Source organism: Paracoccus wurundjeri (assembly GCF_030678915.1).
Taxonomy (GTDB): Bacteria; Pseudomonadota; Alphaproteobacteria; order Rhodobacterales; family Rhodobacteraceae; genus Paracoccus; species Paracoccus onubensis_A.
In genome coordinates this window covers 21,449-35,763 of the sequence record NZ_JAUUTZ010000017.1, presented here as the reverse complement: position 1 = coordinate 35,763, position 14,315 = coordinate 21,449, and the positions used below count along the sequence as shown (strand labels likewise).

The 14,315-nt window shown below is 58.2% G+C and carries 14 protein-coding genes; 8 read left to right on the top strand and 6 right to left on the bottom strand.

The genetic code is table 11. The features are described 5' to 3' along the window. Nucleotides 1–156: 156 nt before the first annotated feature. The 5 genes from ftsZ (at nt 157) to Q0601_RS16200 (ending at nt 6,278) form a co-directional block, all read left to right on the top strand. Nucleotides 157–1,752 carry a cell division protein FtsZ gene (ftsZ, locus tag Q0601_RS16220; protein WP_305290916.1) on the top strand — a complete coding sequence of 532 codons (1,596 nt, stop codon included), beginning with the start codon at nt 157–159 and terminating at the stop codon, nt 1,750–1,752. A gap of 227 nt (nt 1,753–1,979) precedes the next feature. Next, nucleotides 1,980–2,912: a UDP-3-O-acyl-N-acetylglucosamine deacetylase gene (lpxC, locus tag Q0601_RS16215; protein ID WP_305290915.1), complete on the top strand. Its 933-nt coding sequence runs from the start codon at nt 1,980–1,982 to the stop codon at nt 2,910–2,912. Between the two features lie 187 nt (nt 2,913–3,099). Next, nucleotides 3,100–3,951 (top strand): outer membrane protein assembly factor BamD, encoded by an 852-nt coding sequence (locus Q0601_RS16210; protein ID WP_305290914.1) that lies wholly within the window; start codon nt 3,100–3,102, stop codon nt 3,949–3,951. 31 nt (nt 3,952–3,982) lie between these two features. Beyond that, nucleotides 3,983–5,635: a DNA repair protein RecN gene (gene recN / locus Q0601_RS16205; RefSeq protein ID WP_305290913.1), complete on the top strand. Its 1,653-nt coding sequence runs from the start codon at nt 3,983–3,985 to the stop codon at nt 5,633–5,635. Between the two features lie 388 nt (nt 5,636–6,023). Further along, entirely contained in the window at nt 6,024–6,278 is a 255-nt protein-coding gene (locus Q0601_RS16200; protein WP_305290912.1) for a DUF2312 domain-containing protein, read from the top strand. Between the two features lie 65 nt (nt 6,279–6,343). On the opposite strand, the gene flbT is transcribed toward Q0601_RS16200, so the two are convergent. The 5 genes from flbT to Q0601_RS16175 all read right to left on the bottom strand — a co-directional run bounded on the left by flbT (nt 6,344) and on the right by Q0601_RS16175 (nt 9,282). Next, nucleotides 6,344–6,805 (bottom strand): flagellar biosynthesis repressor FlbT, encoded by a 462-nt coding sequence (gene flbT, locus Q0601_RS16195; RefSeq protein ID WP_305290911.1) that lies wholly within the window; start codon nt 6,803–6,805, stop codon nt 6,344–6,346. Beyond that, nucleotides 6,802–7,167 (bottom strand): flagellar biosynthesis regulator FlaF, encoded by a 366-nt coding sequence (flaF, locus tag Q0601_RS16190; protein WP_305290910.1) that lies wholly within the window; start codon nt 7,165–7,167, stop codon nt 6,802–6,804. Before flaF ends, flbT begins: the two co-directional genes overlap by 4 nt. Before the next feature lie 77 nt (nt 7,168–7,244). Continuing rightward, on the bottom strand, nt 7,245–8,228 hold the full coding sequence (locus Q0601_RS16185; protein WP_305290909.1) for a flagellin: 984 nt from the start codon (nt 8,226–8,228) through the stop codon (nt 7,245–7,247). A 327-nt stretch (nt 8,229–8,555) separates the two neighbouring features. Then, nucleotides 8,556–9,041 (bottom strand): bacterioferritin, encoded by a 486-nt coding sequence (gene bfr, locus Q0601_RS16180; protein WP_305290908.1) that lies wholly within the window; start codon nt 9,039–9,041, stop codon nt 8,556–8,558. Continuing rightward, nucleotides 8,989–9,282 carry a (2Fe-2S)-binding protein gene (locus tag Q0601_RS16175; RefSeq protein ID WP_305290907.1) on the bottom strand — a complete coding sequence of 98 codons (294 nt, stop codon included), beginning with the start codon at nt 9,280–9,282 and terminating at the stop codon, nt 8,989–8,991. The genes bfr and Q0601_RS16175 overlap by 53 nt, the downstream gene beginning before the upstream one ends. A 142-nt stretch (nt 9,283–9,424) precedes the next feature. Between Q0601_RS16175 and queA the strand changes: the two genes are divergently transcribed. From queA to lpdA, 3 genes are all read left to right on the top strand, one after another. Then, a complete protein-coding gene (queA, locus tag Q0601_RS16170) occupies nt 9,425–10,471 on the top strand; it encodes a tRNA preQ1(34) S-adenosylmethionine ribosyltransferase-isomerase QueA (protein ID WP_305290906.1) in 1,047 nt (348 codons plus the stop codon). Between the two features lie 89 nt (nt 10,472–10,560). Further along, a complete protein-coding gene (locus tag Q0601_RS16165) occupies nt 10,561–11,877 on the top strand; it encodes an MFS transporter (protein ID WP_305290905.1) in 1,317 nt (438 codons plus the stop codon). An 80-nt stretch (nt 11,878–11,957) separates the two neighbouring features. Continuing rightward, entirely contained in the window at nt 11,958–13,349 is a 1,392-nt protein-coding gene (lpdA, locus tag Q0601_RS16160; protein WP_305290904.1) for a dihydrolipoyl dehydrogenase, read from the top strand. 185 nt (nt 13,350–13,534) lie between these two features. Here lpdA and Q0601_RS16155 read toward each other — a convergent pair whose 3' ends face one another. Then, a complete protein-coding gene (locus tag Q0601_RS16155) occupies nt 13,535–14,281 on the bottom strand; it encodes a Bax inhibitor-1/YccA family protein (protein ID WP_305290903.1) in 747 nt (248 codons plus the stop codon). Between the last annotated feature and the right edge of the window lie 34 nt (nt 14,282–14,315).

The window sequence follows — 14,315 nt, the reverse complement described above, 5'->3', positions numbered from 1 at the left end:
TACCGCCGAGAGTTGCGGTAATAACCGCAATATTTTGCGGTCGAATTGTGTTTTTCGGGTGACGGGGAAAGCCATATTCGTTACGATCATCCTAATAACAGGGATTCGGACGGGTGAATTACACCCGCGAAGATCAGCGACAGACAGGCGGAAACCATGAACCTCAATCTGATGATGAACGACGAACAAGAGCTGAAGCCTCGCATCACCGTTTTCGGTGTCGGTGGCGCGGGCGGCAACGCGGTCAACAACATGATCGAGAAACAACTCGACGGGGTCGAGTTCGTGGTTGCGAATACCGACGCGCAGGCGCTTGCCCAGTCCCGGGCGACCAGTCGCGTGCAGATGGGGCCGAAAGTGACAGAAGGTCTTGGCGCGGGCGCTAAACCTGTCATCGGCGCAAAGGCTGCTGAGGAAACGATCGAGGATATCGTCGATCATCTGATGGGCGCGCATATGTGCTTTATCACTGCCGGGATGGGCGGCGGCACCGGCACCGGGGCCGCGCCGATCATTGCGCAGGCCGCGCGCGAGATGGGTATCCTGACCGTCGGTGTGGTGACGAAACCGTTCCAGTTCGAGGGAACGAAACGGATGCGTCAGGCCGAGGAAGGCGTCGAATCGCTTCAGAAGGTCGTCGATACCCTGATCATCATTCCCAATCAGAACCTGTTCCGGCTGGCGAATGAAAAGACTACCTTCACCGAAGCCTTCGCCATGGCCGACGATGTTCTTTATCAGGGTGTCAAAGGTGTGACCGACCTGATGGTTCGTCCGGGCCTGATCAACCTCGACTTCGCCGATGTTCGCGCCGTCATGGACGAAATGGGCAAGGCGATGATGGGAACTGGCGAAGCTTCGGGCGAAAACCGGGCGCAAGAGGCCGCAGAGCGTGCCATCGCCAACCCGCTTCTGGACGAGATCAGCCTGAATGGTGCCAAAGGCGTTCTGATCAACATCACCGGCGGCTATGACATGACCCTGTTCGAACTGGACGAGGCCGCCAATGTCATCCGCGACAAGGTGGATGGCAACGCGAATATCATCGTTGGTTCGACGCTGGATCCGGATATGGAAGGATCGCTTCGCGTATCGGTCGTGGCGACCGGTATCGACGCATCGGCGGCAATCGAGGATGTGCCCGCGCCGCGTCGTAGCATGGCAGAGCCATTGACCCAGAACCCGCCGGTCATGCGCGAGGCGAATGCAGAGGCGGATGCCGATCTGGCCGTGCCGCCGCGCCGCACTCCGGCTCCCGTCGGTGAAAAAACCGAACTTGCCGCGAAGAAAGTCGTCGATGACGACCTTCCGCCTCCGGCTTGGCAGGGTCGTGCGCCGGCCCGTGCGGCGGCGGTTCATATCGACGACAATCCCGATGATTTCGTCGCCCCCAGTCGCCCGGCGGGCCAGCCCCGGCCAGAAGTGCAGGAGCGGCTGCGCAGAGCGGTCGAGCAGCAGGGCGCGCCCATGGCCGAGCGTAAGGAGCGCAAGCCGCAGCAACAGCCCGAAGCCGATTCCAAGGGCATTCAAAGCCGGATGAGCGGTCTGGGCCGGATGCTTGAAAGAATGGCCGGACATCAGGATCAGGGCGGACAAACGAAACCTGCGGCATCCTCGATCGCAGAGCGCGTCAACGAGCGTGTGGCGGCCCGCAGCCGCCAGCAAGAAACGGATTTCGATGACCTTGCCAGCCCCGATCATGCCGAGGACAATGTCGAGATTCCCGCTTTCCTGCGCCGTCAGGCAAATTGAGCGCATCACAAATTTAACCGATAACGATTCAGGAAGAGCCGCAATCAGCGGCTCTTTTTTTATTCTTAATCAGATGGCTAGGAGGGGTATATGTGTCGGTACTTCCGAAGCGGCTGCGAATGTTACAAACGTTCATAATTCGTTAATTGAACCTCTGTGTGGCTCGTCTTAGCTGGGTAGCTACCGGAAGAATTCTGTTTCCGGAAAAGAACAAAGGCAGGCAGACCATGCAGGCAACGCTAAAAACGAATGTGATCTTTGAAGGAGTCGGCTTGCACTCGGGTGCCCCGGCTCGTCTGGAGATTCGTCCCGCACCGGCTGGTCATGGCATCGTGTTTCGCCGGATCGATCTGAAGCCGTCGGTTGATATCCCTGCAAGATGGGATTTCGTGACGCCGTCGAAACTGTGCACTTTGCTTGATAACGGGCAAGGTCAGACGCTTTCCACCGTTGAACATATCATGGCGGCGCTGGCGGGGACGGGTATCCATAACGCTCTGATCGAAGTCGACGGACCTGAAGTGCCGATTCTGGATGGCTCTGCTGCGCCCTTTGTGGCGGGCATCCTGCGCACAGGCATCGAGATGCATCCCGAACCGCTGCGTGCAATTCGCGTCTTGCGCGCTGTCGAAGTGCGCGATGGCGAAAGTTTTGCGAGTCTACGTCCTGCCGATCATCTCGAGATCGAGTTCGGTATCGATTTCGTGGACGAGGCAATTGGTCATCAGGAAAAGCGGCTGGACATGGCCAATGGCGCATTTCTGCGCGAATTGGCGGACAGCCGGACCTTCTGCCGACAATCGGATGTGGATGCGATGCGCAAAAGCGGGCTGGCTTTGGGCGGTACCTATCTGAACGCAGTGGTTGTCGATGGGGCACAGGTGCTGTCGCCTGGCGGATTGCGCCATCGGGATGAGGCCGTACGGCACAAGATGCTTGATGCGATGGGCGATCTGGCGCTTGCCGGCGCCCCGCTTCTGGCGCGTTATACCGGGCATCGGGCAGGTCATGCGATGACTAACCGGCTGCTGCGCGAATTATTCGCCGATCCAACCGCGTGGGAGTGGGAAATCTGCTCACCCTCGCTTGAAGAACGCCTGCCCGGCGCGGGTGTCGCTAATTATCGCTATGCGGCTGAAGGCGAGCTTCTCGTGCGGTGATGCGTGGGTTTTTACGCATGTTTCGACCCCTAATGGCCCTGTCAGCGACAGGGCCATTTTTCACCGGAAAATTCTTTTGTGATTTTCAAAGGATTGCCATTTTGCGCCCCCTGATGTTCTGTGCTAGGAGGTTGCGGCTGCCAGACCTAAAAGGCGGCGGCACAGCAGAATCGTTGGGCAGGTGAAGATGGTGCGCTCGAAATTCTCGGCTTCCTTGATGGCTGCTGTTCTGGCAGGCATGACTCTCGCAGGATGCTCTGTCCTGCGTGATTCGGATGATGACAAGCAGAATCTGGAACGCTTCACTGCCGAGCAGATCTATAAACGTGGCGAATACGAGCTTGAGAACAATCGCAAGCCCGAAGACGCGGTTCATTATTTCAGTGAGGTCGAACGGCTTTACCCCTATTCCGAATGGGCCAAGCGGGCATTGATCATGCAGGCCTATGGGTATCATCGGGCAGGGGATTACGAAGAGGCGCGGGGCGCCGCCCAGCGTTTCATCGCAACCTATCCGGGCGATCAGGATGCGGCTTATGCGAAATATCTGCTGGCGCTGTCCTATTACGATCAGATCGATGAAGTCGGGCGTGACCAGGGACTGACCTTCCAGGCGCTGGTGGCGCTGCGCGAGGTGATCGAGGAATATCCCGATTCGGAATATGCCCGCAGCTCTATTCTGAAATTTGATCTCGCCTTCGACCATCTGGCCGCCAAGGAAATGGAGATCGGGCGCTATTATCTGAAGCGCGGCCATTACACGGCCGCGGTCAACCGGTTTCGCGTCGTGGTCGAGGAATATCAGACGACCACACAGACGCCCGAGGCATTGATGCGCTTGGTCGAGGCCTATCTTGCGCTTGGTCTGACGGATGAGGCGCAGACTGCGGGCGCCATTCTCGGGCATAACTTCCAGTCTTCCCCATTCTATACGGATGCATATCGTCAATTGCGTGGGCGCGGCCTGACGGCCGAGGCGCGCGGGGATAGCTGGCTGACCAATGTCTATCGTCAGGTGGTTCAAGGGAAATGGCTGTGATCTGCTAAGCCACAGCAGCCGGAAAGAAGCCATGCTTCAATCGCTGGATATCCGCGACATGCTGCTGATCGACCGGCTGGCTCTGGGGTTTCAGCCGGGGCTGAACGTACTGACCGGCGAAACCGGTGCCGGCAAGTCGATCCTTCTGGATTGCCTGGGCTTTGTTCTGGGTTGGCGGGGGCGTGCCGATCTGGTTCGACAGGGTGCGGCTCAGGGTGAAGTGACGGCGGTGTTCGACCTTCCGAAGGATCATCCGGCGCGCGGGATACTGGCCGAGGCCGGGATCGATTGCGAAGAAAATGAGCTGATCCTGCGCCGTGTGAATGGCGCGGATGGACGAAAGACCGGCTGGATCAACGACAGGCGAAGCTCTGGCGAGGTATTGCGCAAGCTGTCGGAATATCTTGTCGAGTTGCACGGTCAACATGATGATCGCGGCTTGCTGAATCCACGCGGGCATGCCGCGCTGCTGGATGCGTTTGCGCGGATCGACAAGGGGCCGGTCCGGCAGGCATGGGCGGCCCGGCGCGATGCAGGGCGCAGACTGGCCGAAGCTGAGGCAGCTTTGACCAAGGCCCGTGAGGAAGAGGATTTCCTTCGCCATGCGGTGGCGGAACTGGACGAATTTGCCCCGCAGCCTGGTGAAGAAGCAGAACTGGATACACGCCGACGCAGCATGCAGGCCGCTGCGCGAATCCGGGACGATGTATCCCGCGCCTTGCAGCTGCTTGGGGTCGAGGGCGCCGAATCCGCGATTCTGGACGCAAATCGTTGGCTTGAAGGGGCGGCGGACTCGGCAGAAGGGCGGCTGGATGCCGCGATTTCCGCTCTGTCTCGTACGCTGGTTGAACTGGGCGAAGCTCATGCCGGTGTGGAAGCTGCGCTTTCGGAGATGGAATTCGACCCTCACGAACTGGAAGCCAGCGAAGAGCGGCTGTTTGCGCTGCGGGCTCTTGCCCGAAAGCATGATGTTCTGCCGGACGATCTGGCAGGTCTTGGCGATGAATTGCGTGCGCGGCTCGAGCGAATCGATTCGGGCGCGCAGTCACTGACAGAGCTGCGCAAACAGGCCGAGGCGTCGGAACGTGAATGGCAGGCCGAGGCGGATGCCTTGACGGCGATACGTCGTGAAGCCGTAGTCCGGCTTGACAAGGCCGTGATGGCCGAGCTTGCGCCGCTGAAGATGGAACGCGCGGTCTTCCAGACCGGCATTGCCCAGGGCGATCCGGGCCCCGATGGTCAGGACGAGATCGCGTTTACAGTGGCGACCAATCCGGGAGCGCCTGCCGGCCCCCTGGACAAGATTGCTTCGGGGGGCGAGCTGTCGCGGTTTCTGCTGGCGCTGAAAGTATGTCTGGCGCGGGGAAACGATGCGCTTGTGCTGATTTTCGACGAGATCGATCGGGGTGTCGGCGGCGCAACGGCTGATGCGGTCGGAAGGCGATTGAAAAAGCTGGCACAGGATGCGCAGGTTTTGGTCGTTACCCACTCTCCGCAGGTGGCCGCTCTGGGCGACAGGCATTTCTTTGTCTCGAAATCGGTCGAGGACGGTATCACAACCTCGGTCGTTACAGAGTTGAACCCCAAGGCACGGGTGCAGGAGATTGCCCGGATGCTGTCAGGAGACAAGGTGACCGATGCCGCGATGGCAGCCGCGCGATCCTTGCTGAACGGCTCGGAATGAGCCTCGGCGCGATGCGTGTGGCGCAGAATCGCACGAACATATAGGCCCTTGCCAGGATGTCCCGATCGCGGCTGAAATCTTTGGCCTCAGGCTTCAAATTCGTGATGGATGTCCTTATTGGATGCTCGTCGGATGGAACCATCCATCCGGGCAGGTTGGTGATGAAAGAGATGACTGGGAATATGGTGCATCGTAGGTCTGACTGAACGGCGCGGGAAAAATAGGGTGATCAATTTCCCGAAGGCCCGGCTGTCACTCACTCACGCCGACACATACAGGGGCGATGCATCTTGAATTCTGAACAATGGCTTGAAGTTACGGCATGCGAGGTTTCGAAACCCGCTGAACGCTGAAAGAATCCGATCCGGTTTGTGAAGGAAGATGAAAAATGGACATACAGGCTGAAACCTATCAGGTAACCGCGGACGAGTTGCGGCAATTCGTCGAGCGTATCGAAAGGCTGGAGCAGGAAAAGAAGGATATCGCCGATCAGATCAAGGAAGTGTTCGCAGAAAGCAAAAGTCGCGGCTACGACGCCAAGGCGCTCAAGTCGATCATTTCCCTGAGAAAGAAGGACAAGGATCAAGTGGCCGAGGAAGAAGCGGTGCTGGAACTCTATAAGGAAGCGTTGGGAATGGCTTAGGGGGCGTTCCCCGATCGGCCGGTGTTTCCCGAAATGATCCCGGGAATTGCCCTGCCGGACATGCGTTAGTTCATCGATGCCGTGCGCGTCACCGTTCCGGCGGTGGTCCGGCTTACAGGATCGCGTTGATCCTGAGCCGCGAAAAGCCGCGCCTCTCTGGGCAGCAGTTCCTTCAGCTTGCGCATGGCGCGATAGGCGTTATTCGCAACTGCATGCTCACTTGCTGCGGTCAGGAGAAGGCGGCTGTCACGGTCATCGAAAACCTGGCTAAGCTGTTCTATCGCGACGATCAGCTGCTTGCGACCCTGATCGGGATCCGTGGTGCCGGCGATCAGAAGCTGTGCGATATAGCAGGCGCGGGAAACGGGGGTTTTGGCGTCGTCCGGATGAATTGCGTCTTTCAGGCGCAGAATATGGGTATTTGGCGTCTTGATCGTAAAGCTGGTTCTACGGGCGCCGTTTTCGATGACCGCGCCATTGATCAGGATGCGTTCATTCGGGCTCAGTTTGAGAGTAAGACCGCTCATGCCTGCACCTCGCCACGCAAACCTTTCATGATCGACATATTGATATCGATCAAAACCTCGACCGAAAGCTTTCGAAGCATGACAGCGCGGCCGTGTCGAAGCGAAAAATCGGCAAGCGACAACAGCCCGGCCTTGGCATTATCCGGAAGCTTATTGCCTTCACTGAGCAGATCCGAGGACAGAATGGTCCAGAGACGATTATTGTGATCCACGGCATCGATGATCTTCAGGCGATCGTTATCTGCGGATGCGTTTCGCAAAAGGCGGGTGACGCGGGCAAAGGCGTCGTATTCCGTGTCACGGGGGATGCGCGTAATCTGCGCGCCGTAACCATGCGATGAAGATGTTGCAATCGCGTTCACGTCTGTCGTTCCCCGACTGAAATTTTAGGGGGCCGGGACGCCGATCTGCGTCCCGGACGTTCTTGAGAGGGTTCCGATTAGCGGAACAGGGCCAGAACCGCGCCCGGCGCCTGGTTGGCGATCGACAGCGACTGGATGCCAAGCTGCTGCTGAGTCTGCAGCGCCTGCAGGCGGGCCGAAGCCTCTTCCAGATTGGTGTCGACCAGAGCGCCGATCCCGGCGGTCAGGTTGTCCGCGATTTTTCCGACCGATTCTTCCTGGGCTTCGATGCGATGCTGCTTCGCGCCCAGCTTTGCCGCTTCCTTGATGGCCACATCGATTAGGGTATCGATCGTATCGGTTCCCGTTGCGCCTCCCGTTGCGCCTCCCGTTGCGCCGCCGGTCGCACCTCCGGTCGCGCCGCCGGTTGCACCTCCCGTTGCGCCGCCAGTTGCACCGGCTTCTGAAGTTCCCTCGATGACATTGCCAAGATATTTTTTGGCATCGTCGGAACTGGTCAGGGCCCAATCCTTGATCTTGTCGTAAATCTTCGTCGCAAGATCCGCAGAATCAACGGTAATCGTGGTCGTCGCAGTCTGGGCTTCGCCATAAGTCCGGTTGCTGGAGGCAACAACGGTATAGGAGGTCTTGTCACTGCCACCACCCGCGCCGTCTTTATTCAGCAGATTGACACCATTGATCTGTGCCGAGTCGATCTTTTCCTTGATCCCGGCGATCAGTTCCTTGACCTCGTCCGAGTTCTTGGCTGCATCCTGATCATCCCCCGCCGAAGCCTCAAGGCGCGTTTTGATTTCCTTCAGGTCGTCGACGATACCGCTGGCGAATTCCGCTGCTGTCGAGGTGACCTTGGCGGCGACATTCAGACCCTGCTGAATGGTCTTGAACGAGTCGCGGTCGATTTCCATCGTCTTGGCAACAGCCCAGACAGCGGAACCGTCGGCAGCGGTGTTGATGCGCTTGCCGGTCGAGATCTCACGCTGGGTCATACCCAGCATCTTGTTGGTGTTTTTCAGCGTTTGTAGCGCAACGATGGCGCCATTATTGGTCAGAATGCTGGTCATTCACATGATCCTGTAAAAAAGGCGATTATCCGCCAGAGTTTCGGTAACATGGCCTTCTGACCGGGCTGGGTATCCCCACGACTTCTGTTCGGGATCAGTTCTAACGGGCTGTGATTGACGGTTCGTGAAGAAAACCGCGCCATAAACCCAAGAAACAATACAATTTTATCGAATTCTGGAGTTGCGGTGCCTGCTGGATGCGGTTTGCAACCAAAACGGCCGCGCGCGAGGCACGGCCGTTATGATCCGGTGACTTGAGTGCCGGACCGGCTTTGTAGATTTCATAAATCCTGGACTTGCATCCGTTTGGAGGCTGGCCGGAACGGTTTACTCGGCTTCATCCGCAGGGCTGGCGTTGAGCTGGCCATAATTCTCGGCCCCGATCGTCCCGTAAAGCTCAAGCTGAGTTTCGAGGAAGTCGATATGGCCTTCTTCATCGGCAATCAAATCTTCGAACAACTGCTTGCTGACGTAATCCCCGACTTTTTCGCAGTGATCGCGCGCCTCGATATACAGGGTACGCGCGTCATGTTCGCCCGCAAGGTCGGCCTCGAGCGTCTCCTTGAGGCTCTGACCGATTCGCAGCGGGTCGAGTTTTTGCAGATTCGGGTGACCTTCAAGAAAGATGATTCGTTGGATCAGACGATCCGCGTGGTTCATTTCCTCGATCGACTCGGCACGCGATTTGCTTGCAATCTTGCCGTAACCCCAATCTTCCTGCAGGCGATAATGCAACCAATACTGGCTGACCGCCGTCAGTTCAGACCGCAGTGCGGCGTTGAGATATTCGATGACTTTTGCGTCGCCCTTCATTTGGGTGGCCCTCCATGCTGCCTGATGCTGCCCGCAAAATCGGCGGGGCGACACCTAGACTATCGCAGTGGCGCATGGTGTCCAGAAACAGTGGCATGCAACTGCCACAATCTGCACGTTTTCCCAGGGCGTGGTAGATTTTACCCGGTGTGATGATCGTTTGCGGATCCGAGGCGCGCATCCAGTCGATAGCGGCGTGGATGTCGTGATCCGAAATCTGTGTGCAGTGGCAAACGATCATGAAAGGCTCCTGTACCACAAACACTTATCAAACTTGTCAGGTATGTAAAGACCAAGTTTTTCACTTAGCTTTTCACATTGCCGCTATCGGCTTTGGTCCAGCCATCTTGACCGGGCAGGCATAGCGGCGCAAAAGCCCGGATATGAACTTGTCGGATTTCGATTTTCACCTGCCCGGGCACCTGATTGCGACCCGCCCCGCGCGGCCGCGAAGTTCGGCCCGTCTGCTGCTTGCCGAAGGCGGGAGGATTGCGGACCGGCATGTCTTCGATCTGCCGCAGATCCTGCGTGCGGGTGACCTGCTGGTGCTAAACGACACCAAGGTGATTCCGGCAAGGCTGACGGGCGTGCGCCGGCGTCAGACCGGGCAAGGCGAAGTGGTGGCGAAAGTCGAGGTAACACTTCTGGAACCCGCCGCCGATGGCTGGCACGCGATGGCAAGGCCGCTGCGGAAATTGCGCGAAGGAGAAGTGATCAGTTTCGGCGATGAGCTATCCGCAACGGTTGCCGAGATTGCCGAAGGAAACCTGCGTCTGCGCTTTGATGCCGAGGGTGACGCTTTCGATGCGGCGCTGGCCAAGGTGGGGGCGATGCCGCTGCCTCCGTATATCGCCTCATTGCGGGCACCGGATAAGCAGGATCACCGGGACTATCAGACCGTCTGGGCGCGGCGGCAAGGCGCGGTTGCTGCGCCAACGGCCAGCCTGCATTTCGACACGCCTCTGCTGAAGGCTTTGGAAGAACGTGGCGTCGAATTCGTTCACGTCACCCTGCATGTGGGCGCCGGCACCTTCCTTCCCGTCAAGGTCGAGGATGTAACCACGCACCGGATGCATGCCGAATGGGGAGAGGTCAGCGATCAGGCGGCCGCCCGGATCAATGCCGCGAAGGCCGAAGGACGGCGCGTCATTCCGGTCGGGACAACGGCGTTGCGATTGATCGAATCAGCGGCCGGGACAGATGGCCGGATGGGGGCTTTTGCCAGTTCGACCGAGATTTTCATCTATCCCGGTTATCAATTCCGGGTGAGTGATGGGCTGATGACCAATTTTCATCTGCCGAAATCAACGCTGCTCATGCTGGCTTCCGCGCTTATGGGAATAGATAAAATCAAACAGATTTATATGCATGCCGTTTCCGAAGAATACAGATTCTTCAGTTATGGAGATGCCTCGCTTCTGTTACCTTAGGCGCGAATCCCACTGGCAAACCGGAGCATTCGCAGTTAGGGGCGGTCGCTTGGTCTGATCGATTCGATATTACTGGAGCGGGTGTCGGCATGACGTCGGTAATGCGCAGCACATGGCCCCTGTTGATGGGCGTTCTCTTCCTGATGGTAGGTAACGGGATGCACGGCACCTTGCTGGGTATCCGGGGCGAGATCGAGCATATCGGCACGTTCCATATGTCCGTCGTCATGTCCGGATATTACGGCGGTTTCCTGCTGGGCAGCCTGATCGTACCTAATATCATCCACAATGTCGGCCATGTGCGGGTCTTTGCCGCCCTGGGCTCGATGATCTCGGCGATATTGGTGCTTTTTGCCATCGGGCCGAACTGGATTTCATGGACGATTTTGCGCTTCCTGATCGGGTTCTGCTTTTGCGGTGTCTATATCACGGCGGAAAGCTGGCTGAACGAATCCTCGACCAACGAGAATCGCGGCAAGACGCTGGCCGCCTATATGATCATGCAGCTTCTGGGTATCGTCGCGGCGCAGGCCTTGCTGAATGTCGGCGACCCGGCTGGATTCTTGTTATTCGCCATTCCGTCGGTGCTGGTATCGCTGGCTTTCACGCCGATCCTGCTGTCGGCCAGCCCGGCGCCCCGGTTCGAGACGATCAAACGGATGTCCTTTTCCCGCCTTTACCGCGCATCCCCACTTGGTTGCGTGGGGGTTTTCCTGATGGGAGGGGTGTTCGCGGCACTTGCAGGCATGTCGGCGGTCTGGGGCGCAAGGGTGGGTCTGTCGGTCGCCGAGATCTCGATTTTCGTGGCGGCGATATATGCCGGGGGACTGGTGCTGCAATATCCGTTGGGATGGGTGTCGGATCGCTATGACCGGCGCAAACTGGTGATGCTTCTTGCCGCGACCGGCGCGTTGACCACAGTTTTCGTCGTGGTTCTTCAACCGGGCGGTGCGGGGCTGGTTCTGGCCGGCGCGGTGCTTGGCGGCGTATCGCATCCGATCTATGCGATGTTGCTGGCATATACGAACGATTATCTGGATCAGTCCGATATGGCTGCAGCCTCGGCGGGGCTTCTGTTTATCTACGGGCTTGGCTCGTTGGGCGGTCCGATCATCACCGGCTGGCTGATGGGAGTTACGGGGCCGGACGGATACTGGATTTACATGGGTGTCCTTCTGGTTGCCGTGACCGCTTATGCAGGATGGCGGATGACCCGGCGTCCTGGATTGACCGCAGACGAACAGGGCAGTTATGCCGCCATCGGCACCAACGCCACGGCGCTGGTTGTCGAGGCCGCTCTGGACGAGGCGCAATCCGATACTCCTTCCGACGAAAGCGGGGACGGGCAGGCCGAGCCGATTGCAGAGCGGAAACCGGATGACGCGGAGCCTTCGGATACAGTTTGACGGAACTCTTTCCCGGCTGTGCTTGCCGCCTTTGAGATAATGGTTTAACGCTGAACTATCTTCAGTGATCGGGGGACCGGATGGCTCAGAATTTCGATATGGTGGTGATCGGCGCAGGGCCGGGCGGTTATGTCGCCGCGATCCGGGGCGCTCAGCTTGGTCTGAAAGTGGCCTGTATCGAGCGCGAGCATCTGGGCGGCATCTGCCTGAACTGGGGCTGTATCCCGACCAAGGCCCTGCTGCGCAGCGCTGAAGTATTTCACCTGATGCACCGGGCCAAGGATTTCGGTCTGAGCGCTGAGAAGGTCGGCTTCGATCTGGAGAAGGTGGTTGATCGTTCTCGTGCTGTTGCCAAGCAATTGACGGGCGGGATCGGACATTTGTTCAAGAAGAACAAGATCACGACCATCATGGGTGAGGCGAAGATCACCGGTAAGGGAAAGATCACCGTCAAGACCGACAAGGGTACCGAAGAGGTGACGGCGAAATCCATTGTTCTGGCGACGGGCGCGCGGGCGCGGGAATTGCCGGGGTTGGAACCGGACGGAAAACTGGTCTGGAACTACAAACATGCGCTGAAGCCGCCGCATATGCCCAAAAAGCTGCTGGTGATCGGCTCTGGCGCGATCGGAATCGAATTTGCCAGCTTCTTCAACACGCTGGGTGCGGATACAACGGTGGTCGAGGTCATGGACCGTGTGCTGCCGGTCGAGGATGCCGAGATCAGTGCCTTTGCGAAGAAACAATTCGTCAAGCAGGGCATGAAGATCAAGGAAAAGGCTTCCGTCAAGAAGCTTGACCGTTCCGGGGCGAAAGTCACCGCTCATATCGAGACCGGCGGCAAGATGAAAAAGCAGGAATTCGATACCGTGATCTCGGCGGTCGGCATCGTCGGTAATGTCGAGGGGCTGGGTCTGGAAGAGCTTGGCGTCAAGATCGACCGTAGCCATGTCGTGACCGACGAATATTGCCGCACCGGGGTCGAGGGGCTGTACGCCATTGGTGACGTGGCCGGTGCGCCCTGGCTTGCGCATAAGGCCAGCCACGAGGGCGTTATGGTGGCCGAACTGATCGCCGGACAGCATCCGCATCCGGTCAAACCCGATTCGATTGCCGGTTGCACCTATTGCCACCCGCAGATTGCCAGTGTGGGCATGACCGAGGCGCAGGCAAAAGAGGCGGGGCATGACGTAAAGGTCGGGCGGTTTCCCTTTGTGGGCAACGGCAAGGCGATTGCGCTTGGCGAGCCTGAAGGGATGATCAAGACGGTGTTCGATGCGAAGACGGGCGAACTTCTGGGCGCGCATATGGTCGGCGCAGAGGTGACGGAACTGATTCAGGGCTATGTCATCGGCCGCACGCTTGAGACGACCGAAGTCGAATTGATGGAAACGGTCTTCCCGCATCCGACCCTGTCAGAGATGATGCATGAGTCCGTTCTGGATGCCTATGGCAGAGCGATCCATTTCTGAGCTTTTGTCCTGTTGGTGACGTGGCGGGGGCCTTGCGCCCCCGTTGTCGTTTCAGTGACGACTCCCGCTGCAGGATATTGGCCTGAAAAAGAAATGGATCGAGCGGGATGCATCAGCGACCTGTCAGTTGCGCATGAAAAAGGCCGGGCGATTGCCCGGCCTTTGCGTGTTTGGATAGGGAGCGGTTATTCGCGGTTGCCAAGGAACTGCAGCAGGAACATGAACAGGTTCAGGAAGTCCAGATACAGTTGCAGAGCACCCATGATGGCGGTCTTGGCCAAGAATGAACTGTCCGAATCCGCCATCCGCAGGTAGGTGTTCTTGATGTTCTGCGTGTCGTAGGCGGTCAGCCCCGCAAAGATCAATACGCCGAGGATCGAGATCGCGAATTGCAGCCCGCTGGACTGCAGGAAGATATTGACGATCGAAGCGACAATCAGCCCGATCACGCCCATGATCAGGAAGCTGCCCCAGCCGGAGATGTCTTTCTTGGTCGTATAACCCCAAAGCGACAAGCCAGCGAATGAGATGGCCGTGACAAGGAAGGTCTGAACGATCGAGAAATTCGTATAGGCGATGAAGATCCAGCTGATCGAGACGCCCATCAAAGCGGCGAAACCATAGAAAACCATGGTCGCAGCCTGAACGGACAAGCGGTTCAGGGCGGCGCCGAAGCCGAAGACGACCAGCAGCGGAGCGAACATGATCACCCATTTGAGCGGCGTCTGATAGATCGTCACGCCAAGCGATGTAAGCTGGCCATCGGGCGCGACCGCCAGCATGTTGGTGCCCCAGGCAAGGATGGCGGTCACAAGCATTCCGACCGACATCAGCCCATACACGCGGTTCATATAGGCCCGCAGGCCCTGATCGATCACCGCTGAGCGGGTGCCGACGCCCTGCGCGGTGCGGTAAGTGTTGTAGTCTGCCATCAATATCTCCCCTGTAAGTATGGCATGGAGTTCA